This window comes from Brevibacterium sp. BDJS002 (assembly GCF_028201555.1).
GTDB lineage: Bacteria > Actinomycetota > Actinomycetes > Actinomycetales > Brevibacteriaceae > Brevibacterium > Brevibacterium aurantiacum.
In genome coordinates this window covers 849,391-872,177 of sequence record NZ_CP116392.1, presented here as the reverse complement: position 1 = coordinate 872,177, position 22,787 = coordinate 849,391, and the positions used below count along the sequence as shown (strand labels likewise).

The 22,787-nt window shown below is 62.9% G+C and carries 18 protein-coding genes; 5 read left to right on the top strand and 13 right to left on the bottom strand.

Going from position 1 to position 22,787, the window contains the following annotated elements:
• Positions 1-58 precede the first annotated feature (58 nt).
• Positions 59-940 (top strand): oxidoreductase, encoded by an 882-nt coding sequence (locus tag PGC08_RS03985; protein ID WP_271709577.1) that lies wholly within the window; start codon positions 59-61, stop codon positions 938-940.
• Positions 941-974: 34 nt separating this feature from the next.
• On the opposite strand, the gene PGC08_RS03980 is transcribed toward PGC08_RS03985, so the two are convergent.
• The 7 genes from PGC08_RS03980 to PGC08_RS03950 form a co-directional block, all read right to left on the bottom strand.
• A complete protein-coding gene (locus tag PGC08_RS03980) occupies positions 975-1,865 on the bottom strand; it encodes a GntR family transcriptional regulator (protein ID WP_271709576.1) in 891 nt (296 codons plus the stop codon).
• A 43-nt stretch (positions 1,866-1,908) separates the two neighbouring features.
• On the bottom strand, positions 1,909-2,934 hold the full coding sequence (pdxA, locus tag PGC08_RS03975; protein WP_271709575.1) for a 4-hydroxythreonine-4-phosphate dehydrogenase PdxA: 1,026 nt from the start codon (positions 2,932-2,934) through the stop codon (positions 1,909-1,911).
• Positions 2,931-4,223, bottom strand: coding sequence for a four-carbon acid sugar kinase family protein (locus tag PGC08_RS03970; RefSeq protein ID WP_271709574.1), 1,293 nt, complete (start codon positions 4,221-4,223; stop codon positions 2,931-2,933). Before PGC08_RS03970 ends, pdxA begins: the two co-directional genes overlap by 4 nt.
• Positions 4,220-5,251: a 2-keto-3-deoxygluconate permease gene (locus PGC08_RS03965; protein ID WP_009881585.1), complete on the bottom strand. Its 1,032-nt coding sequence runs from the start codon at positions 5,249-5,251 to the stop codon at positions 4,220-4,222. The genes PGC08_RS03970 and PGC08_RS03965 overlap by 4 nt, the downstream gene beginning before the upstream one ends.
• Before the next feature lie 455 nt (positions 5,252-5,706).
• Positions 5,707-6,903 (bottom strand): acyl-CoA dehydrogenase family protein, encoded by a 1,197-nt coding sequence (locus tag PGC08_RS03960; protein WP_271709573.1) that lies wholly within the window; start codon positions 6,901-6,903, stop codon positions 5,707-5,709.
• Between the two features lies 1 nt (position 6,904).
• The gene (locus PGC08_RS03955; RefSeq protein ID WP_271709572.1) at positions 6,905-8,131 is read right to left on the bottom strand and encodes a CaiB/BaiF CoA transferase family protein; all 1,227 of its coding nucleotides are present in this window, start codon (positions 8,129-8,131) and stop codon (positions 6,905-6,907) included.
• A gap of 24 nt (positions 8,132-8,155) precedes the next feature.
• Positions 8,156-9,868, bottom strand: a complete 1,713-nt coding sequence (locus PGC08_RS03950; RefSeq protein ID WP_271709571.1) for an acyl-CoA dehydrogenase family protein — start codon at positions 9,866-9,868, stop codon at positions 8,156-8,158.
• Positions 9,869-9,993: 125 nt separating this feature from the next.
• Between PGC08_RS03950 and PGC08_RS03945 the strand changes: the two genes are divergently transcribed.
• Complete coding sequence (locus PGC08_RS03945; RefSeq protein ID WP_125187763.1) at positions 9,994-10,890, top strand: LysR family transcriptional regulator; 897 nt, start codon at positions 9,994-9,996, stop codon at positions 10,888-10,890.
• A gap of 115 nt (positions 10,891-11,005) precedes the next feature.
• On the opposite strand, the gene PGC08_RS03940 is transcribed toward PGC08_RS03945, so the two are convergent.
• From PGC08_RS03940 to PGC08_RS03925, 4 genes are all read right to left on the bottom strand, one after another.
• On the bottom strand, positions 11,006-12,421 hold the full coding sequence (locus tag PGC08_RS03940) for an aldehyde dehydrogenase family protein (RefSeq protein WP_069599528.1): 1,416 nt from the start codon (positions 12,419-12,421) through the stop codon (positions 11,006-11,008).
• Positions 12,422-12,476: 55 nt separating this feature from the next.
• Complete coding sequence (locus PGC08_RS03935) at positions 12,477-13,973, bottom strand: APC family permease (protein ID WP_271709570.1); 1,497 nt, start codon at positions 13,971-13,973, stop codon at positions 12,477-12,479.
• Positions 13,974-14,070: 97 nt separating this feature from the next.
• The gene (locus PGC08_RS03930; protein ID WP_069599526.1) at positions 14,071-15,033 is read right to left on the bottom strand and encodes a helix-turn-helix domain-containing protein; all 963 of its coding nucleotides are present in this window, start codon (positions 15,031-15,033) and stop codon (positions 14,071-14,073) included.
• 118 nt (positions 15,034-15,151) lie between these two features.
• Complete coding sequence (locus PGC08_RS03925; protein ID WP_271709569.1) at positions 15,152-15,757, bottom strand: TetR/AcrR family transcriptional regulator; 606 nt, start codon at positions 15,755-15,757, stop codon at positions 15,152-15,154.
• Positions 15,758-15,851: 94 nt separating this feature from the next.
• On the opposite strand from PGC08_RS03925, the gene PGC08_RS03920 reads away from it, so the two are divergent.
• The 3 genes from PGC08_RS03920 (at position 15,852) to PGC08_RS03910 (ending at position 20,795) form a co-directional block, all read left to right on the top strand.
• The gene (locus tag PGC08_RS03920; RefSeq protein WP_271709568.1) at positions 15,852-17,813 is read left to right on the top strand and encodes a primary-amine oxidase; all 1,962 of its coding nucleotides are present in this window, start codon (positions 15,852-15,854) and stop codon (positions 17,811-17,813) included.
• Positions 17,814-17,816: 3 nt separating this feature from the next.
• Complete coding sequence (locus tag PGC08_RS03915; RefSeq protein ID WP_271709567.1) at positions 17,817-19,457, top strand: amidohydrolase; 1,641 nt, start codon at positions 17,817-17,819, stop codon at positions 19,455-19,457.
• A gap of 144 nt (positions 19,458-19,601) precedes the next feature.
• Positions 19,602-20,795, top strand: a complete 1,194-nt coding sequence (locus PGC08_RS03910) for an MFS transporter (protein ID WP_442868152.1) — start codon at positions 19,602-19,604, stop codon at positions 20,793-20,795.
• 51 nt (positions 20,796-20,846) lie between these two features.
• Here PGC08_RS03910 and PGC08_RS03905 read toward each other — a convergent pair whose 3' ends face one another.
• Both PGC08_RS03905 and PGC08_RS03900 read right to left on the bottom strand, forming a co-directional pair.
• Positions 20,847-21,146, bottom strand: coding sequence for a muconolactone Delta-isomerase (locus PGC08_RS03905; RefSeq protein WP_271709565.1), 300 nt, complete (start codon positions 21,144-21,146; stop codon positions 20,847-20,849).
• Between the two features lie 78 nt (positions 21,147-21,224).
• Complete coding sequence (locus PGC08_RS03900) at positions 21,225-22,775, bottom strand: SLC13 family permease (protein WP_271709564.1); 1,551 nt, start codon at positions 22,773-22,775, stop codon at positions 21,225-21,227.
• Positions 22,776-22,787 lie beyond the last annotated feature (12 nt).

The following is a 22,787-nucleotide window of genomic DNA, read 5'->3' as shown; positions in this document are numbered from 1 at the left end:
GCTACCCTAACATTTTGCGAGGAGTCATGAACGTCTCACTTGGGCTTACGATGGCCTTATGGGCAATAGGCTCGATGGCAACATCGCATCAGCGGCTGACCGCACCATCGTCATCACCGGTGGCAACAGCGGAATCGGCCGAGGCACAGCGTCCATGCTTGCGGGCATGGATGCATATGTCGTGCTGGCGGTGCGCAACCTGGACAAGGGACTGGCCGCGGCGAAGTCGATGCGCGGACCTGTCGATGTGCGAGAACTCGACCTCGCCGATCTCGCCTCGGTGCGTGCCTTCGCCGAGGAATTTTCCGACCCGATCGACATCCTCATCAACAATGCGGGGATCATGGCCCCGCCCCTGGGGCGCACTGCTGACGGGTTCGAATCCCAGTTCGGCACGAACCATCTGGGCCATTTCGCCCTGACAAACCTGCTTCTTCCCCAGATCCGAGATCGGGTGGTCACCGTGTCCTCGATCGGACATCGAATGGGGACCATCGACTTCGATGACCTCAGTTGGGAACGCAGACCGTATAAGCCGATGCCGGCCTACGGGCAGTCAAAGCTGGCGAACCTCCTCTTCACCTCCGAACTCCAGCGCCGGCTCACCGAGGTGGGCTCGTCCGTCATCGCGACCGCTGCCCATCCGGGTCTGGCGGCGACGAACCTCTACCGACTGCAGGGCAACCGCCTGCTTGCGTCCGTCACCGAGGCTGTGATCGGTCTGATCTCGCAGGACGAGCAGCAGGGTGCGGTGCCGACACTGTGCGCAGCGACAGCAGACATCCCGGGCAACAGCTATGTCGGGCCGCGCCGTTTCAAGGAGACCTTCGGACAACCGAAGCTCGTCGGCCGCTCTCGCGAGGCGCAAGACGCCGAGGTGGCACGGCGCCTGTGGACCGTGTCGGAGGAGCTGACTGGGGTGGAGTTCCCCGAGCTCTGAAGCGGGCCACACCCTGATGATGAACTTGTCGCGCTCAGCCCAGCCGGCCCATGCGCTTCGCAAGATCATTCATCTGAGTAGCGATGGATCGTGCTGTTTCACTCAGATCGGTCGCATCAGCCGCACCGTTTTGCGGAAGTGAAGTCTGCTTCGGCGTCGATAAAAGTCGGCTTCCGGGGGGATCTGAAATCGCCTCAACGTCGAAGACCACACGATCAGCGCGATGCCAGGTGCAGAAGTACTCGATGGCATTGCCTTGGTCGTCACAACTGGTGCCTTCGAGCACCAGGAGCGGCGCGGCCAGCGGCACCGCGAGCGACGCGGACAATTCTGCCGACGCCGATACAGCCCGGACTTGACGATGGCCTGCTGTCACAGGGATTCCGAATCGCGCGCGCAGGGTCTCATGCAGAGACGAGTCCACCAGATCTTTCGCTTCGAGTCCTGGCACAAGGCTGAGCGGAAGCCAAGTATGAATAATGGCAATCGACTCGCCATCGACACTGCGGCGGCGGTTGAGCGCGAGCAGTTCTGAAGTGCCCAGCGCCTTTTGGGCACGTGGATCAGCTGCACGTTCGAGCGAGATGATCTCCGTCGTGACGGAATCGCCAGAGTTCGAGAATTGAGCGGAGAGGCCAGACATCTTCTGCACGGCCCGGTGGTGTTCATGCTGCGGAGCAACGACGCTGCCACGACCACGTCCGCGCTGGATGAGGTTGTCATTGGTCAATGCCGCCATCGCTTGTCGAACGACGGATCGTGAGATTCCGAACTTACCCTGGAAGTCTGCTTCCGTCGGCAGCCGCGTGCCCGGAGGAAGCGCACCTTCCGCTATGCCTTGCCGAATCACTTCGCTCAGCTGCCGGTGAAGAGGCTCGTCCTGCGAAGAATCGAGCACGCCCGAAGGTAGGCCATCGATCCACATTGTCGTTCCTCTCCATGCGCGCAGACTCAGCGTAACAACAGTCTCACATTGCTTGAGCCGCGTCCCAGACGACGCCCCATTCAGGTGCCAGAGTCGCAGCACGCTCGATCGACAGAACGAGACTGGCCTCGCGGGCGATGCCCTCTCCGGCAATGTCGAATGCGGTGCCGTGGTCGACTGAGACTCGCACAACCGGCAGACCGACGGTGATGTTGACTCCGTCATCACCATAGACGGCTTTGAAGGGGGCGTGTCCCTGATCGTGATAGCAAACGACCACGAGATTGTAGTTGCCACGCACAGCGGCCGGGATGAGTGCGTCTCCTGGCAGCGGGCCGACGACATTGAGTCCGTGTTCCTGTGCGGCCTCGACTGAGGGAGTCAGCACATCAGCGTCCTCATCACCGAACAGGCGGTTCTCACCTGCATGCGGGTTGAGGCCCGCGAGCCCGATGCGCTCTTCGGGTGTGCCCATTGACTCTGCGAAGGCACCGGCCAGCTTGAGGACGCTCAAGGTGCGGTCGAAGGTGATGTTCTCAATCGCCTGCTTCATTGAAACGTGAGTAGTGAGGTGGAAGAAATAGAGATCGCCGGCTGAAAGTACGAGCGAATAGTCTTTGACGCCGAACTCATGTGCAAGAAGTTCAGTGTGACCGGGGAAGTTATGGCCTCCTGCGTGCATGGCTGCCTTATTCAGCGGTGCGGTGACGATTCCATCGACTTCACCTTCTCTGGCGAGGCGGCAGGCCTCAACGACGAAACGGTAGGAACCGTCTCCTGCTGCTGCACTGAGTTCACCGACACCAACCTCCGCGAGAGAAGGGCCCACCTGGATAACCTCGATGGTCCCGGGAATGTTCTTCGCCTCCCCCGGGGCGCTGATCTCACGCACTGCTTCAACGTCACCGCCGACGAATGCGACACCGCGCTTGACCGAGGCGATGTCACCGATGACAACCGGAGTGCACTTTGTGCGCAGATCATCATGGCCCAGAAGTGACTTCGCGGTGATCTCCGGTCCGATGCCTGCGACATCGCCGAGTGTGATTGCCAATACGGGGAGAGTCATTGCGTTGATCCTTCGTTGTTGTGCAGAAGCTCTGCTGCGATTTCTAAGACGTCTGATCGGCGGCCAAAGCCTCCGGCTTTTGTGATGACAGTTGCGCCATGGGCCCTGCCGCCCTCAATGGCCCCGATTGGCATACCTTCGCGCACCGTTGAGTGGATGTGCAGGCTCACGGCGCCGAGGCGGTTGAGCACGGCGCGTGCTCCTTCCCCGCCCAGCAGCATAAGACTTGTGGGAACGGAATCGCGCATCAGCGTTGCGGCCGCTCCGGCAAGCAGGTCGGCGACGAGGTCCGTGGAACTCGTCCTCTCCTCCGGGGCATCGACGATGACGATAGGGGTCGATGCTGTGGATGACACGGTCTCCAGCCAAGCAGACCGAGCCGCCTCGTCAGAGAGTGCGGTCAGATCGGGAGTCAGGACTGTAACCTCGGTGGCCTGAACTTCAGGGGGCTCGACGTGGACGAGGGCCTGCACCTGTTCTCGAGTGACAGTATGGAGTGAACTGGCGACGATGATGACTCGCTCGCATGTGCGGTCTGATTCGGCCGGGGCAACGAGGCCTGTCCCCCATTTGACAGCCAACGCGGCCGCGAGACCTGCCGACCCGACGGGGACGACGTCGTCACCGAATTCGACAGCCGCCTCGGCGATGACATCAAGATCTGCCGATTCACCGGCATCGATGATGATGATCGGCGAGGATGCCCGTGCAGTTCGGATCGATGCCACCAAAGCCGCAACCGTGAACGTTTCACCGTGCGGCTTTGTCACGGTGGCAGAACCGGGGAGAAGCTCGGAAAGAGAACTCGTCGACACTGGCGTGACGGGATCACGGCCAATCACAGTGTCCTGCACCGGCGTCCCGTTGACCAGCAGCTGTCCGTCGCTGACGGTGCGCCCCATGGCAGGGTAGGCCGGACAAACGAGGGCAAATGCTCCTGGATGATCTTGTTGCCAGGCTTCGAGAGCGCCATCTATTTGCGATGAGATCGTGCCTCTCATGGTTGAGTCGATCTTCAGGTAGAGGCGAGTCGCAGCATCGTGTCCTGACAACACGGCGGCACGTGTGCGATTCTGCGCGTCGGCTCGGGTGAGAGCTCGCGCATCGGTCACCAGTGCGCTGACGGCGCCAGGTTCCCGGTGCGTCACGCTGTCCTCAGACAGCAGGAGCTGTGTCTTCCACCCAGCGTAAGCGAACTGGACGGAAGAGTCCGTGGCTCCGGTGAGGTCATCGGCCACAACCACCACAGAAGGCGCATCGGGCGACTGAGGCTTAAGTTCTTGGGTCACAGTCCTTCAGACCTCAGGGGTGACGTGTCCTCGGCTCCCGATTCGGTGTCTTGTTTCTTGATTCCTCCCTGGCGCTTGAGCACCCAGGCTGCCAGCAGTGGAGCCAGGATTGCTGAGACGAGAACGGCGGAGGCGACCTGAGCAGTGGCAACTTCCATGTAGGGCTCGAAGGCCGGATCGGCCCCGGCAATAATGGCTGGCGTTGCGATCGCGTTGCCTGCGGTCGTTGCCGAGGCGATGCCGATGCCCGACTGGTTGCCACGGCGAAGAATCCAGCGGTATCCGAAGTAGGCAAGGGTACCGGTGATGACCGTGGCGATCGCGCCGACGACGAGACCGGAGAGTCCACCGGTGACGACATTGCCGAGGTCGATTCCGGTGCCGAGCGCGAAGGCGAAGAACGGAATGACCATGTTCGGGATCGGTCGCATGATCTCGGTCCACTTCGCGTCAAGGTTTCCGACGATGATGCCGATGATCAGAGGGATGACAGCCGCGAGCAGAAGGGTGTAGGGAATGTCGGCCAGACCGGCTGCTCCCAGGAAGAGCATCGAGAAGAACGGTCCGTCATTGATCGCCGACGCCATGTAAGCGCCGCGGTCGCGTGCGTCTCCATAGCGACCGGTGAAGGCAAGCCATAGTCCACCATTGCTGTTGTCCATCATGACGATGAGCGCCAAGATTGAGACGCCCAGAATTCCCTCGATGCCGACGAACTGGCCCAACAACACGACGAGGCCAGCTGGGATGATCGACTTCGTCAACAGGATCGTGCCGGTGGTCGCAAGCACGGGGCCCGAGGTTTTCAGGGTGATCTGCATGCCCGTTGCGAAGATGAGTATGCCGATGAGAGGCAATGCACTGTCGCGGAACAGCGCCGAGGTGAAGTTTCCCAGTTCGAGGAAGCCAGGGAAGAATGTTCCGACGATGGATCCCAGGATGAGCGGAATCAGCATGATGCCGCCAGGAATTCTGTTCATCCCGTCGAAAAGCGGAACGCGACTGGTGATCTGTGATTCGGCAGCCATGACGAATCCCCTTTGTGTGAGCAGTTGTGAGCACATAGTCGTCTATGTAGGTACTTAGTGTACGTACATATTTACGAAGCGGCAAGAGTCTCCTGCCGTGGCATGAGGTGCACGAGGCGAGTTGCGTCATCTCGTCTGTGCCCCTACGCAACTGCGATTGCTATCAGAACTGCTGTCGATCAGTGGGTGCGATCGCTGATCACCCGCGCCACCTCGCGCAGTACACTGGAAGTAAGCGCGAGGGGGCGATGATCATGGTCAGCGGGTGCCAATGGAGTTCGATCCGCAGCATGGAGAGCGCACAGCTGTTCGTGGACGAGGCTCGTATGCAGACGGAGCTGCGTGACGAGCGAGCACAGCGCCGGCGTAAGGCTTTCGACTATTGGTGGTCGCGTTTCCGAAGCCTCATCTGCAGATCCGCCTGATGCGACTCTGCCGCGCGTGGAAAGCTCGCCCTACCGGAACGCCTGCTCACCCGTGATGTGACGACCCAGAATCAGAGTGTGCACCTCATCGGTTCCCTCGTAGGTGCGCACCGATTCGAGGTTGTTTGCATGCCGCAGCGGTGAGTATTCGAGGGTGATGCCGTTGCCGCCGAGCATCGTCCGGGCTTCCCGGCAGATGGCGATGGCCTCTCTGCAGTTGTTGAGTTTGCCGACCGAGATCTGGACAGGGTCGAGCGTCCCGGCATCCTTGAGGCGGCCGGTCTGCAGTGCCACAAGAATTCCCTTCTGGATCTCGAGGACCATGTTCACCAGCTTCTGCTGGGTGATCTGATAGCCGGAGAGCGGCTTGTCGAACTGCATTCTCTCCTGCGCATACTTCAGGGCCACCTCGTAGGAGTCGCGAGCGGCGCCCATTGCGCCCCACATGATTCCGTAGCGGGCCTCATTGAGGCAGGAGAACGGCCCCTTGAGTCCACGCACATCGGGCAGGACAGCCTCGGCGGGCAGTTGGACATCGGCGATGTCGATATCGCACTGGATGGAGGCGCGCATCGACAGCTTCTGTTCGATCGGGGTCGCGGTGAAGCCTGCGGTGTCGGTGGGGACGAGGAACCCGCGGATGCCTTCGTCGGTCGCGGCCCAGATGACGGCGATATCGGCGATGGAAGCCAGGCCGATCCAGCGCTTGGCTCCGTTGAGGGTCCACGAACCGTCGTCATTGCGTGTTGCTGTGGTCGCCATCGATCCCGGGTCGGATCCGGCGGTGGGCTCGGTCAGGCCGAAGCAGCCGATGATCTCGCCCTTGGCCATGCCCGGCAGGTACCGGTTCTTCTGCTCTTCGGAACCGAACTTGTGGATCGCGGACATCGCCAGCGATCCCTGGACGGAGACGAAGGTGCGTAGGCCTGAGTCACCGGCTTCGAGCTCCATGGCTGCGAGGCCGTATTCGACGGCGGATCGTCCCGGGCAGCCGTAGCCGTGCAGGTGCATGCCTAACAGCCCGAGGTCACCCATTTCGCGCACGATCTCGACGGGGAAGTGCGCGTTTTCATACCAGTCGGCGATGTTCGGACGGAAACGCTCATCGACGAAGGCTCGCACCTTGTCGCGAAGTTGGATCTCGACCTCGCTGAGGAGGCCTTCGAGGTTGAGGAGGTCGGACTTGTCGAGGTCGGCGGCGTCCTGCGCAGTGGCGGTCGTAGTCATTTCAGGCTCCTGTGGTGGCTGGGTGTGGGTGGTCGGTGGCGCCGAGGATGTCGTGAGTATCGGCTCCGAGCTCCGGTGGCGCGGAGCGCACGGGTGGGCGGACTCCGTTGAAGTTGACGGGGAATGCCACCTGCCGTATTGGTCCGGCGGAGGGATGGTCGACCGTCTGGACCATCCCGAGGGCTTCGGTCTGCGGATCGGCATAGACCTCGTCGAGGTGTTTGATCGGTGCGGCGGGAACGCCAGCGGTTGAGAACTTCTCGCACCAGTGCTCGACGGTGTTCGTGCGCAGGGTGCGGGAGAGCTCCTCGTTGAGGTATTCGCGGTGCTCGACTCGACCGCGGTTGGCCGACAGGCGTTCGTCATCGCCGAGGTCGGGTCGCTCGATGGCGGTGCACAGGCGCTGCCACAGGGAGTCGTTGCCAATGGCGATGACGAAGTAGTCATCGGCGGCCGGATACGCCTGGTAGGGCACGAGGTTGGGGTGCCCGGATCCCAGCGCATGTGGGCGATTGCCGTCGGCGAAGTAGTTCGTCGCCCAGTTCACGTGCAGGGCCAGCTGTCCTTCGTAGAGCGAGGTCGTCAGGTATTGGCCCTTGCCGGTCCGGCTGCGTTCGAAGAGTGCGGAGACGATTCCGATGATTCCGAACAGTCCTGCACCCAGGTCGCCCATGGCGAACCCGGCCTTCATCGGCGGTCCCCCTGCCTCACCGGTCAGAGACATGAGCCCACCGCGAGCCTGGGCGACCATGTCATAACCGGGTTCGTCGCGCATCGGCCCGTGGTCTCCGTAGGCGGAGATGTGGAGGATGACGAGGTGCGGGAACTTCGCTGCCAGTTCCTTGTAGTCGAAGATCGTCTGCAGTGAGCTGCCGGGCCGGAAATTCTCGACGAGAACATCGGCGTCGGCCAACAGTTCGTGGACCTGGGCCTGTCCTCGTTCGGATTTGAGGTCGATCGTCACGGACTTCTTGCTGTGGTTCGCTGCGTGGAAGTACGTGGCATCGGCACCGACCATGGGTGGACCCCAGGCACGAGTCGGGTCTCCCCCGTCGGGGTGTTCGACCTTGATGACCTCGGCGCCGAGGTCGGCCAGTGACATCGTGGCATAAGGTCCGGCGAGGATCTTCGAGAGGTCGATGACGCGCACGCCGGCGAGAGGGCCTGCGAAGGACCCACCTGCCGCGGTGCTCGTATCGGGTGTGGATTCTGTTTCTGTGGTTCTCACGACTTACTCCGGTGTTCTGTGACTTCAGGCCACGGGTGCGGGTGTGGGGACGACCCCGGTTGATACAGCATTGCGGGGCACCGCCTGCCCATCAACGATGTTCTCGAAATGACTGAGTGTGTCGACCACGGCATTCTCATCGGCGGTGATGTTGCTGCCGATGAAGGTCCTGGCGACGAGCAGCTTGCGGAAGTTGTCGTCACGGCTGACCTCGGCGTCAGCCTGCTCGAGCAGCAGGGTAGCCATGATCAGCTGCGCCAGATCATCGGCATAGCCGCCGATGAGCGCCTCAGCAGCATCCGGCTCGGCGCTCAGGATCACGTCACCGCGGTCGACGATCGCCGTCCATCTGGTCAGAAGCTCACGGGTCTCAGGGCCCGCCTCGGCGAGGGTGATGGTGTTCAGTTTCTGCGTCATCGTCTCGGCCAGGAGCTGGTGCGTGTTCTGTTTGCGCATGCAGCGCAGGACGTCGAGGGCGATGACGTTGCTTGAGCCCTCCCAGATCGAGCCGAGGTGGGAGTCGCGGACGAGGCGGGCGTCGGGGAATTCTTCGATGTAGCCGCGACCGCCACGGACCTCCATCGCCTCACCGGTGACGAAGCGAGCGCGTTTGCAGATGTAATGCTTGGCCAGCGGGGTGAGGACGCGGATCTGCGCGGCAGCGGAAGCATCACCGGCATCGGCCTTCTGGAGCATGTCACCGGCGTAGAAGACGAGCCCGAGCGCTGCCTCGGCTTCGGCCTGCAGCGGCAGCAGAGTCATGCGCATCAGGGGTGCCTCGATGAGGGCCTTGCCGAAGACGACGCGCTGGCGGGCGTGGGCGAGCGCCTCGTTGATCGAGCGGCGCATGAGGGCGGTGGCGCGCATCGCGTTGGACAGTCGGGAGGTGTTGACCATCTCCGCCATCTGCCGGAATCCGCGCTCGAGCGCCCCTACCTGGACGGCATAGGCACCGTTGAGGGTGACTTCGCCGCTGGGCATGGACCGGGTGCCGAGCTTGTCCTTGAGCCGGTCGATGACATAGGAGTTCTTCGTCCCGTCCGGGCGGTGTTTGGGCAGCATGAACAGTCCGACTCCGCGTGTGGTGTCATCGCCGCCGGGGAATCTGGCGAGGGTGAGGATGATGTCGGCGTCCGGGTTCGAGGCGAACCATTTGCGCCCGGACAGTGCCCAGTTCTCACCGTCGCGTTCGGCCACCGTCGAGGTCTGGGCGATGTCGGTGCCGGCGTGGATCTCGGTCATGAACATCGCTCCGGTGAACCGATGGTCGGAATCGGTCGAGATCAATCGGTCGATCGCCTCGGCGATCTGCTCGCCGTCGCCGAACTTCCGCAGGGTCCTCGCAGCAGCATCGGTCATCGACACCGGGCAGGCCAGACCGAACTCGGCTTGGACGAAGACGTAGGAGAGGATGTACTTCACCAGGTGCGGTGGCACGTCGTCCCAGCCGTGGAGTCCGCGGTGCGAGAGTGCGGAGAGGCCGTATTCCTCGTAGGCGGCCTTCTGCAGCTCCTGGTAGCTGTGGTGGTAGTCGATGGTGTCGACCCGGTCGCCTTCGCGGTTGAACTGCTCGAGCCTCGGCGGGTTTTTGTCCGCGACGTCGGCCAAAGGGGCGAGGCGCTGCGCGGCGTCGGCGCCGAGCGCAGTGAGCACCGGGGCGAGCAGCTCTCGATCTGCCGATTCAAGGTAGGACTCGATGAGGGGCTGCAGGGCGGGGTCGAGGTCGACGTAGTTCATGGTTCCTTACTGTTCCACTTGTATTACGCGGTGTCCAAGACGTAATATCATGGTTATTATTTGCAATTCATTATCAATGCTTGGCTGACAGTGGATAGAGCCGGTCAACGACGAAAGCGAGCACCATGGAGCTGCGGCACTTCTCGGCGTTCCTCGCCGTCGCGCAGGAGCTGCATTTCGGGCGGGCCGCGGAGACCCTGCACATCGCCCAACCGGCATTGAGCCAGATGATCCGCTCGCTTGAGAAGGACCTCGACGTGCAGCTGTTCGAACGGACCACGCGTCGGGTGCGACTGACATCCTCGGGTGAGGCGCTGATCGAGCCCGCTCGGTCGATCCAAGCGCAGGTCGAGGGTGCACGTCGCATCGCTCGTGCTGCGAAGGAGGGTGTGGTCGGCCGGGTGCGGATCGGGTTCGGCGGCACGAGCGGCTACTCGATCCTGTCCCTGCTCGCCAGGGAGGTCGCCCACCGACAACCTGGCATCAGCCTGGAGTTGCACCCGCAAACCTACTCCGGGGAATCGGCCCTGGCCGTTCGCGACGGGACGATGGACATGGGAATCATCTCCCCACCGGCACCGGCAGGCATTGCCGTCCACGTCATCCGGCAGGAGCGCGTCATGGTCGCGGTCCCCACCAGCCATGAGCTCGCCGAGGCAGAGAGCGTGTCGATGGCGGACCTGAAGGAGCAGCCGTTCATCACATATGCGCCGTCACACGGTTCGCAGGTGCGGGAGGCGATGATGCGCCTGGCCGATCAGGCGGGCTATCTTCCTCATATCGCGCAGGAGGCGCCGGATCCATACAGCCTGCTCGCGCTCGTGGGCGCGCAGGTCGGAATCGCGATCGTCGTCGAGTCCTCGAATCACATCCGCATCGACGGGGTCACCTATGTTCGCCTCGCCGAGGGTGGGGATGCGTTCACATTGGCGCTCGGTTGGCGCCGCAACAATCCCTCTAAGGCCCTGGCCCGGGTCGTCGAGATCGTGCAGGAGATCCTGCCCGAGGCGAGTGAGAGCTGATTTGCGCCGACGTCACTAAAACTCCCCGGCGCCACGTGAAAATAGTGACGTCGAGGAGTTTCAGGGAAATGGACCAGCTGCCGGCCTGCGAGCGGCCGTGCCGGGAGAGCAGCTGTTACCAGCTGATCACGTGGGGAACGCTGACGTGCTTGAGGCCTTCGATGCCGAACTCGAGTCCAAATCCGGATTTCTTCACGCCGCCGAAGGGGATGCGTGGGTCCACGGCGCCATGCTTGTTGATCCACGTCGATCCTGCCTGGAGACGAGCCGCGACCTTTTTGCACTCCTCGAGATCGCTGCCCCAGACCGATGAGCCCAGGCCGACCTCGAGCTCGTTGGCCCAGCCGATGGCCTGTTCGAGGTCGGTGTACTTGATGATCGGCAGGGCCGGGCCGAACTGCTCCTCGGCGACCAACGGGTTGTCGTTGTCGATGTCGGCCACCAGCGTGGTCGGGTAGAAGTAGCCCGGCTGGTCTGCAGCGGGGTCACCGCCGGTGAGGACACGGGCGCCGGAGTCTTTGGCGGCCTGCACGAGTTTGGCGACGATGTCGTATTGCTGCTTGTTCTGCAGCGGTCCGAGTACGTTCTCCTCTTCCAGGCCCACACCCATCGGTGACTGCTTGGCCACCTCGACGAGGGCTTCGCAGACCTGGTCGTAGAGGGATTCGGGAACGTAGAGGCGCTTCATCGCCGCACAGGTCTGACCGGTGTTGATGAACGCACCCCAGAACAGGTCGCCGGCAATGGCGGCAGGATCGGCGTTCTCGAGCACGATTCCTGCGTCGTTGCCTCCCAGCTCCAGCGTCAGCCTGGCCAGGGTGTCCGCGGCCGAGCGCATGATGGCCTGGCCGGTCTTTGTCGATCCAGTAAACATGATCTTGTCGATGTCGGCGTGGGAGGTCAGGGCCGCACCGACCTCGCCGCTGCCGGGAACGACCGTGAGAACGTCTGCAGGCAGGACCTGGTTGATAACTGCGACGAGCGCCTGCACGGACAGAGGCGTGTACTCGGAGGGCTTGAGGACGACGGTGTTGCCCATCTTCAGCGAGGGCGCGAACTGCCAGACCGAGATCATCATCGGCCAGTTCCAGGGACCGACGGCACCGACGACTCCGACGGGCGCGTAGTGGAGTTCGGCGTGGGTCTCCTCATCGTCGACGAGGACCTCTGGCTCGAGTTCGAAGGCGGCGTTGGCGCGCAGCCAAGCGGCGCATGCTCCGACCTCAAAGCGGGCGTTGGGTCCGTTGAGCGGCTTGCCCTGTTCGCGTGAGAGCAGCTCGGCCAGCGCTTCGGCGGAAGCTTCGATTGCGTCGGCGGCCTTGTTCAGCAGGTCGCTGCGTTCGGCAGAGGTCCGCGCTGCCCAGTCGGACTGGACCTTGCGGGCGGCAGCGACAGCGGTGTCGATGTCGGCGGGGCTGCCTTCACGGGTACGACCGACAACCTCGCCGGTGGCGGGGTCGAGCAGTTCGCGGCCATTGGGATCATCGACGGATGACAGCAGTCCGGCGAAGGTGGTGAGGTCGGTGCTCATGATTCTCCTTTTTCGAGGGTGGATCGAGTGATTGCGGGTCGGTTGAGTCGGGGCCTCATCCCAGGCTTCCACCTGTGCCGATGCCTGCATAGACCTGTGGGCGACTCGACCGGAGGACGAGTGCCCAGATGGTCCCGATGATGCCGGGCACGAGCACGATGGCGGGCAGCAGCCAGGACAGCACCGAGGTACCTTCAAGTCCGATGAGGACGTTGAAGTTCACGACGATGGAGATGAAGAGGATGAGCAGTCCGATCGCTGAGAGACCAGGTGCGATTGCTCTGGTCCACAGCGAATATTCGTGTGAGTGAGAGCGCAGGAATCCGACGACGGCCAGCGCAGTCAGAGCCATGAGCAACACGAGCCCGAAGGCACCCATATTCGTCAGCCAGGTGAAGAGGGTGACGACGGGAAACAGCGGGTCCTCACTGCCCGCACCGGCAATGGCGAAGACGAGGATGACGACGAGTGCCAGCCCTGACTGGGTCAGAGATCCGGCAATCGGGGCACCCGTACGACGCGAGGTCCTGGCGAGAACGCTCGGCAGCACCCGATCACGCCCGAGGGCGAAGAAGTAGCGGGCCACGATGTTGTGGAAGGCCACGAGTGCGGCCAGGAGAGAGGTGAGGAAGAGCAGGTTCGCGAGGTCGACGAACCAGATCGGGGCATGTTCGCCGAGGAAGACGAACATGAGGTCGGGGCCGAACTCCTGCGATCGCCCGACGACGTTCGAGGTTCCTTCGGCCACGGTCATCGCCCAGGCGGAGAATGCGTAGAAGACGGCGATGATGCTCACCGCGATGATAGTCGCCCGTCCTGCCGTGCGCTTGGGGTCCTTGACCTCTTCGTTGTAGATGGCACCCGATTCGAAGCCCATGAACGCCGCGATCGAGAACGCCAGGGCCGCGCCGACTCCGGGTGCGAAGAGTTGGTCGGGAAGCATGCCACCGGCGGTGACGCCCTCGGGGCTGTGGCTGAGACCGATGATGTCGTAGATGATGACGACGAGGAATTCGGTGCCGACGATGATCCCGAGGACCTTCGCGGAGAAGTCGACCCGCAGGACACCCATGATTCCGACGATGACCCAGGCGATGAGTGCACAGACCCACCAGGAGACCTGCAGGCCGAAGATCGAATCGAGGAAGGAGGAGAAGACGAAGCCGAACATTCCGGCGATGCCGATCTGCATCGAGTTGTAGGCGACGAGCGCGGTGACGGCCGCGCCCATCCCGACGGGCTTGCCCAGGCCCTTGGAGATGTAGGCGAAGAAGGCACCGGCATTGTGCACGTGCCGGCTCATCGCCGCATAGCCGATGGCGAAGAGGACGAGAACGATGCCCAAAACGACAAATGACAGTGGAATGCCCAGGAGACCGGTGACCGCGAAGTTGCTCGGGACGCCGCCGGCGACCACGGTCAACGGCGCCGAGGCGGCAATGATCATGAAGACGAGCGCGACGGTGCCGATGCGGCGGGCATCGAGACCCGTGGTGGTTGGCTGGTCGGATGCGCTGTCAGGTTCGCTTCCAGTGCTGAGATTCACGCCCATGTGATCCCCCTTGCGATAGTGGCTGTATCGTCAGGTTCTCCCATCGACTACCGCTGCGTCTTGGCTCTGGGGGCACGACTCTTGACTTTCGGCGCAGTCAGGTCAGCGAGCTGCGGCGGTACTGGGCCGGTGGCCGACCGACGACGCTGCGGAAGAGTCGCGAGAAATGGGCCGGGTCGCCCAAGCCCCAGCGGGCACCGATGGCGGCAACCGGCACCTGCACCTGTCCCGGATCGGCCAGATCCTGCCGACAGCGAGCGATCCGGCGACGACGAATCTCGCTCGACACCGTCTCACCGCTGCCTTCGAAGACCTGGTGAAGGGCTCTCACGGACATGAAATGCGCGGCGGCAATCGTCGACGGTGAGAGCTGCGGATCGGCCAGGTTCGCATCGATATAGGCGGTGATCTGCACCCACAGCCGCTGCCGCTCCCCCGGTACCTCCGCCTCGGCGAGTTCATCGGCCATGACGGTGGTGAGCAGATCCACGACGTTGCCGGCCAAGCGAATGCCGATCGATCGGCTCAGCGTCGGCAGCATGGCTCCCGCTTGCGTGATGATCTGCGTGGCAACGGCGCCGAGCTGATGATCGGCGCCGATCGAGGTGGCCGTGAGCTGACCTACGGTGTCAGTGGGCAGGTTCACCCGCGACTTTGGAAACATCATCACGTAGGAGGAGAAGTCGCAGTCGAAGCTCAGCGTGTACGGCCGCGAGGTGTCATAGATTGCGAGCGAGCCCGGCGCCAGGGACACTTCCCGCCCGTCCTGGATGAGCAGTCCGTGGCCCTTGAGCTGGAGGGAGACCTTGTAGTAGTTATTGGCCGCCGCGGCAGTGCCGTCGGCCAGCCCTGCCGTCTCGCGGGAGATGAGACTCGGTGTGCGCAGCACTGCGTGGGGGTTCGCACTGATGTGGGACATGACGACGGAATCGTAGTCGCGGGCGCTGATGGTCCCTTGGAAACCGCCTCGGCGCTGGGGTTCCGTGTCCAGCGGCACGAATGAGTCCGAGACGAGGGACTTCCACCCGTCGAAATCAGACGCTGTGCTCTCTAGTAACATCTTCGTCCTCTGCAGAAACGACCGATCGTCGACCTCTGCGTCGGCGATCACTTGGCGCTCACTCTATCCCCAACTGAGCAGGGAGTCACGAGCCGGTCTGGAATTACCGACCAATTGGTCACGAGTTCGGAACATTGACCGTCATGCGGTCGATGACATAGTCGAGTTGGGTGCGGAAGCCTGCGAAATCGGTGTTCTCGGCGCCGATCATCGCGGTCGTCTGCGCACCGAGCAGATAGGTCAGGAGGACATCGGTCGCAGGCTCAAGAACCACCTCGGCGGCCAATTCTCCGTCCGTGCGGGCCTGGTCGAGCCACTCCACGATCCACGCTCGCCACTGCGTCATGGTCTTGCGCGTAGTGCGGGCATGATCGGGACTCTGGGCCACCTCGGCGAAGAAGGACAGGACGATCCTGGCCTCGTCGTGGAGTTCGGGTGTGATCGGCAGGACCTCGGAGGCGAAGGCGCGCAGTGCGGCGATGCCGCGCAGGTGCGAGGTCGAGAACTCGACGCGGCGGTTCGTGGCCTCGAAGACGAAGAGGTAGGTGGCCGCGAGCAGGTCGGATTTGGAGGCGAAATACGACTTCATCGCACCGTTGGCGAATCCCGCCTCGGTGGCGATATCGCGCATCGTCGCTCCGGCCAGCCCCTGCCTGAGGATGATCCGCAGGGTGGCCTCGACGAGGTCGCGCCGACGCTGGTCGTGATCGACGATCTTGGGCATGCTTCCTCCGGTGCAACACTCTTGACTTTAATTTCTACAAGTGTAGATTATTACGTGAGTCAGCACACATATACCACGTTGCAAAGGTGCACACATGTCCTGCCATTCCACTCCCGCTGAACCATCCTCCCGGACCGAACTCACCCCGTTCTCACTGCCGAGTCAGGACGAGATCGCGAGCGTGACCTCGGTGCTGCGCGAGGCCGGGCACTTCCCCGCCGAGGCGCGCATGGCCTACGTCGGCCTGCTCGATCCCGTGCGCGGTCAGAAGCGCACCACCGCCGAGGTGGACCGTCGTTTCCGTGCCCTCGTCATCGACAAGTCCGCCGGCACATCCCGCGACATCATCGTGTCCGCAACGCATGCCCGGGTCGACTCAGTCGCGGAGGTGGACTCGACGTCCGAGGGCGAGTTCCCGGTCATGGAAGAGGAGTTCGAGATCGTCGAGGAGGTCCTCGCCGCAGATCCGACGTGGCAGTCCATCCTCGCCCGACGTGGCCTGCCCGTCGAGCAGGTCCGTGTCGCTCCCCTGTCGGCCGGCGTCTTCGAATACCCGGAGGAATCGGGCCGACGCATCCTGCGTGGCCTGGCCTTCCTTCAGCCGAACGAGACCGATTCGGCCTGGGCGCACCCGATCGACGGCCTCGTCGCGTATGTCGATGTGACCAACCGGAGCGTCGATAAGATCCTCGACCTCGAGGATGTTCCGGTGCCCACCGAGCACGGAAACTACACCGATCCCGAGCTCACCGGTCCGCTGCGCACCACGCAGAAGCCGATTGAGATCACGCAGCCGGAGGGTCCGAGCTTCACGCTGACCGAGGGCAACCACATCGAGTGGGAGAAATGGTCCTTCGACGTCGGCTTCGACATGCGTGAAGGTCTCATCCTGCACAACATCGCCTTCACCGACGGCGAGACCGCCCGCACGATCCTCGACCGGGCCGCGATCGCTGAGATGGTCGTGCCCTACGGCGATCCCTCACCGGTGCGGTCATGGCAGAACTACTTCGACACGGGCGAATACCTCGTCGGTCAGTGGGCGAACTCGCTCGAGTTGGGGTGTGACTGCCTGGGCGACATCACGTACCTGTCTCCGTGGGTGGTGAACAACCTCGGCGAGCCCCGGCAGATCAAGAACGGCATCTGCATGCACGAGGAGGATGCCTCGATCCTGGCCAAGCACTCGGATCTGTGGTCGGGTGTGGACTACACCAGGCGCAACCGGCGGTTCGTCGTCTCCTTCTTCACCACGGTCGGCAACTACGACTACGGGTTCTACTGGTACCTCTACCTCGACGGCACGATCGAGTTCGAGGCCAAGGCCACCGGCGTCGTCTTCACCTCGGCCCTGCCGAACGGGTCAACGGACTTCGCCTCCGAAATCGCACCCGGCTTGGGTGCCCCGTTCCACCAGCACCTCTTCGGGGCACGTCTCGACTTCGCTCTCGACGGCGGCAAGTGCCGGGTCGAGGAGGAGGACGTGGTGCGTCTGCCGACCTCGGAGACGAACCCGCGCGGCAATGCCTTCAGCCGCAAACGCACCGTACTCGGTACTGAACTGGCAGCTCAGAGGGATGCGGACCAGTCAAAGGCTCGGACCTGGGTGGTGACGAACCCGGCGTCGACCAACCGCCTCGGCGAACCTGTCGGCTACAAGCTCCATCCCACGGGCCTGCCGACGCTGCTCGCGGCCGAGGGCTCCTCGATCCACCGGCGGGCGACGTTTGCGTCGAAGGCGCTGTGGGTCTCGCAGTATCACGAGGACGAACGCTACCCGACGGGCGATTTCCCGAATCAGCATCCCGGACACTCGGGCCTGCCCGGATGGACCGCCGCGGATCGCAATGTCGACGGCGAGGACATCGTGCTGTGGCACAGCTTCGGCCTTACCCACTTCCCCCGGATCGAGGACTGGCCGATCATGCCGGTGGACACAGTCGGGTTCAAGCTGCGCCCCGAAGGCTTCTTCGACCGCTCCCCCGTTCTCGATGTCCCCGCACCAGCCTCGGGCGGACACTGCGGTGACTCCGACGGCGACTGCTGCGAGGGGTGAGTGATGAGCGATCTGATTGTCACCAACGGGCGCATCTTCACGAGCGACCCCGATCGTCCTTGGGCCGATTCCCTTGCTGTGACTGAGGGCAAGATCGCCGCGGTCGGCAGTCTCGAAGAAGTCCGGGCTGCTGTGTCCGCCGACGCCGAGGTGGTTGACCTCGACGGTCGGTTCGCCATGCCCGGGCTTGTCGATGTGCATGCGCATCTCGGTCTCGGAGGGCGTCAGCTCGCCTTCGAACTCCCGGTCCTGCCCACTGATGATGTCGCCGCGATCGCGGCGAAGGTCAGTCAGTGGCAGGCGGGATTGGAGCCTGGCCAATGGGTCGTCGGCGGAATCGTCGGCTCAACCGTGATGGATGATCTCACCCATGACGATCTGCGGACACTCGACGATGCGGCAGCGGGTCATCCCGTGCTGCTGCGCGATGACACGATGCACAACCGGTGGGTGAACTCTGCCGCGTTCGAGATCCTCGGCATCAGCGAGGAATCCCCCGACCCGGAGGGCGGAACGTTCGTCCGAGATGGGAACGGTCTGCACAATGGCGTCCTCACCGAGCTGGCCTGCAGCGCAGCCGAAGCTGCCGTGCTGGAGTCGATCGACGATGTCGCTGGCTTCCACGCCAAGGCCATCGGCACCGCAGTGCAGACGTTGAACTCCTACGGAGTCACTGCTGTCCAGGAATCCGCAACGATGGACTACGCCGTGCGGACGCTGCACGACCTCGATGAGGCCGGAGAGTTGACCGCCCACGTGGTCGCGTCGATGCCCTCGAAGCCATTCCTCGAAGAGGGCATCACCGGTGAAGAGCTGTACCGGGTGGGAGACGAGAACCATTCGACTCATCTGCATCCGACCTTCGCCAAATACGTGCTCGATGGAGTGCCGATGACGAGGACTTCGGCACTGCTCACGCCGTACCAGTGCCACCACCACGACGATGATCCGAACTTTTCGGGTGAGGCACTGTGGGACAGTGACGAGCTCGAAGCGTCACTGCTTGCCCTGGCTGATCGCGGGCTCAATGCGAAGCTGCATGCCACCGGCGACGGTGCGGTGCGGATGATCCTCGACGCCGTGGAAACGGTGCGACGCGAACGGGGCTGGGATTCTAAGTTCCATATTGCGCACGTCGAATACGTCCATGACGATGATCTGGCTCGATTCGCGCAGCTGCAGGTTGTTCCCGACGCCTCACCGTATCTGTGGTTCCCCTCGGTGATGCAGGAATCGATGGCCAAGCAGGTGTCTGCCGAGACCTTCGCACGGTCCTGGCCCCTGCGGCGACTCCTCGAGTCCGGAGCGCTGGTCTCCTGCGGTTCCGACTGGCCCTGTGCCGCGCCCACCCCGGATCCGTGGACGGGTCTGGCGACGCTCATCACCCGAGCGAATCCGGACCCGGCGGTTCCTGGTCAGCTCAATGCCAGCGAGGCGCTGACCGTCGAGCAGGCGATCGCGACGTTCACCTCCAACCCAGCCCAAGCGATGGGGTTGGGAGAAGTCACCGGAATGCTGCGTGCAGGAATGTCTGCCGACTTCATCATCCTCGACCGGGACCTGTTCGCCGCCGATCCTGCTCGGCTGCATGAGACTGCGGTGCTTAAGACCTACTTCGAGGGAAATCTGGTCTACGAAGCGTGAGTGCCAACCGGGCTGCGGCAGGAGTCCTGATACAACTGGGAGCAGACTGCAATCACCCAGCCTGATCAGGAGCACTGAGATGACGCCCCTTCCCTCTGACATGCATGGACTTGCGTTGTGCTCGCGTCTCAGAGCCGATAGCTGATGCCGTCCGTGGGCAGGCTGGGCAGGAGGGGTGCGTTCTGGGCCTCCGCCTCGGTGCTGGCTCTGGTGCTGTGGTCGAGTGGGGCGCCGAGCGTCCTCTACCCGATCTATGCACAGAAGTGGGGGCTGAGTTCGGCGATCGTCACGCTGGTGTTCGCCTCCTACCAGCTTGCGCTGATCGTCGTTCTCCCTCTGTTCGGCAACCTCTCCGATCAGTTCGGTCGCCGTCTCGTGATGATCTGGGGCGTGGGGCTGATCGCGGCATCGGCCATCGCCTTCGCCATCGCCCCGAACGTCTCGTTCCTGTTCCTGGGACGTGTGCTCCAGGGCGCCGGTTCAGGATTGGCGATCGGTGCCGCGACAGCGTCCTTGGTCGAGAACAACACGACGGGCAATGCCAGATTCGCCAGTTCTCTGGCGACTGTCTCCACCGCGGCCGGGCTCACCGTGGCACTCGTGCTCAGCGGAGTATTCGCCCGCTTCGCGCCCATGCCTCTGTTCTGGAGCTACATTCTCCTCCTGGCGCTGACCGTCTGTGCCGTGATCGCACTCGTCCTCACCCCGAACGATCGCCCCGTCCAGACGCACAAGTGGCGGCCTCGAGCGATGCGCCTTCTCCCCGAACTGCGCCTGAGCTTCTCGCTGGCGACTCTGTCGGTGTCACTGGCCTACTGTGCGGGGGCGATCTTCCTCTCGCTGGGCGCACACATGATCGGACAGTTCGCCGGTACTTCGGACACAGCACTGGTGGGAGCGCTGCTGGGATGCTCATCGGCAACGATTGGATTCACTGGGCTGTTCCTCGCCCGAGTTCGACCGCACGTTGCTCTGCTGGTCGGAACGCTCCTGACGCTTATGGGCCTGGCCCTGATGGCCGCGGCGGCGGCATTCGGCTCGCTCGGCATGTTCTTTGCCTGGTGCCTCGTCGGTGGAGCCGCCTACTCATTTGCCTTCACGGGCGGCCTGGGCGTGATCAACCAGGCCGCGCCGGTGCGCCATCGTGGTTCGACTCTGTCCCTGCTCTACCTCATCGCCTATATCCTGCAGGCCGCCATCGCGATCGGCATGGGCGCACTCGCCACCGCCAGCACACTGGGAACAGCGGTCGGCGCCGCCGCGGCAGCCCTGGCTGGACTGAGCCTAGTCGTCCTAGTGCTCAGCTATATCGATGCGCGGGCTCGACGCCGACCCTGATCTCGGGCCTGAGCCTGAGAATTCTGCGGGGATGCAACCTCAGAGGCTGATTCAGCGCTGGCGGAAGAAGTCGTCCGTGGTCGCGTTGGGGTGCTTGGCCAGGGGCGTGACCTTGACGTTCATGTAGGCGAACATCGGGAAGCCCTGGAAGGTCGCGTGCAGGAAGTCGAGGTCATCGACATCGTAGATCGAGATATTGGAGTACTCGCCGACGATGCGCCAGATGCCCTTCATGATTCCCCGCTCCTGGAGATCGGCGGAATAGGCCTTCTCCTTGACCTGGAACTCGGCCTTGGTCTCATCGGTCATCGATTCTGGAAATACGACATCCATGCGTGCAACGAACAGCATTTCGCCTCCTGTAGTGGGTGAGAGTTTCTTTGGATTGTCACCTTAGGCCCATTCCGACCATGGGCAAATGTCAGCTGCTCAGAGTGAGACTCCGAACACCAGCGGAACCAGTGTGTACATGACGAGCATGATCAGCCCCAAGGAGATCAGGTTGAGCCATAGTCCGGCACGAGTCATCTGTTTGATGGTGATCTCGCCGGATCCGAAGGCCACCGCGTTGGAGGGTGTGGCCACCGGAAGCATATAAGCCGAGCAGACTGCCAAAGTGACCGCAATAGTCATAAAGAGCGGGTCGATGCCGACTCCGATGGCGACTGCGCCGAAGATCGGCAGAAACGCCGCCGCTGTCGCTGTGTTCGACGTCATCTCGGTGAGTACAAGCCCGACAACGATGACGGCCACGATGATCACCCAAGACGGCATGCCGGAGAGGCCTGATACCTGGTTGCCGATCCACTCCGAGAATCCGGTGGCAGTGAACATCGCTGACAGTGACAGACCGCCGCCGAAGAGCAGCAGCAGGCCCCAGGGAATTTCCTTTGCTGCAGACCAGCGCAGAAGTGGGGTACTGGTGGGATCTTCCCGACGACGGCGGGCAGGTACCAAGAAGCAGGCGATTGCCGCGGCCATCGCGACTTGGGCATCGTCAATGGTGCCAAGGAACGGAGCGGTTTCGGCCAGCCACGGGATCATGGCGATGAATGGAACGAAAACCCAGAAGAAGATCGCTGCAGCGAAGATCCACGCGACTCTGCGCTCGGGTGTGGTCATCTTCCCCAGTTTGGCCAACTCATCACGGATCAGCTCTTCACCGCCGGGCAGCTGGTTGACCTCTGGACGGTAGACGATCTTGGTCAGCACCACCCAGGCGATGACAAGCATGACGACTGCCCATGGAACACCGATAAGCATCCACGTTCCGAACTGCATATCGAGGCCCTGAGACTCTTTGAGGTACCCCTTCATCAGCGCCATCGGTGGCTGACCGATGAGGGTCGCCGTCGACCCGATCGTCACACCGTATGCCACTCCCAGCAGCAAGGAGGCTGCGAACTTCTTACCTGCAGCGGCCTTGTCGATGGACCGCACCAGATTGAGAATCGAGACGGCAATGGGAACCATGATGACAGCGGTTGCGGTATTCGACACCCAGGCAGAGATGAACGCCGACGCAATCATCAGCCCCAGTACGATCTGAGACGGCTTGGTGCCGACCAGACGAATCGTCAGCAGAGCGATACGCAGATGAAGGTTGGACTTCTCGGTCGCCAACCCGAGGATGACGCCGCCCATCACCAAGAAGATCACCGAACCCGCGTAAGGTGCTGCGACTTCCTGCATCGTGCCCATGCCGAACAGCGGGAACAGCACCAAGGGCAGCAGCGAGGTGACTGGGATCGGCGCGGCCTCTGTCATCCACCAGATCGCCATCCACAGGGCACAGCCTGCGACGGCTCTACCTTCAAAAGCCAGTGACTCCGGCAGCACCCATGTCAGCAGAGCCCCGGCCACAGGACCAAGAGCGACCAGCCACCAATTGCGTTTGCCGCCTTCGTCCAGGGAATCGCCAGAGGTTCCGGCCACAGCCTCAGAATCCGTCTCCATCTGCTGCGCTTCGTGTGCCGCCATTGTTTCCCCTTC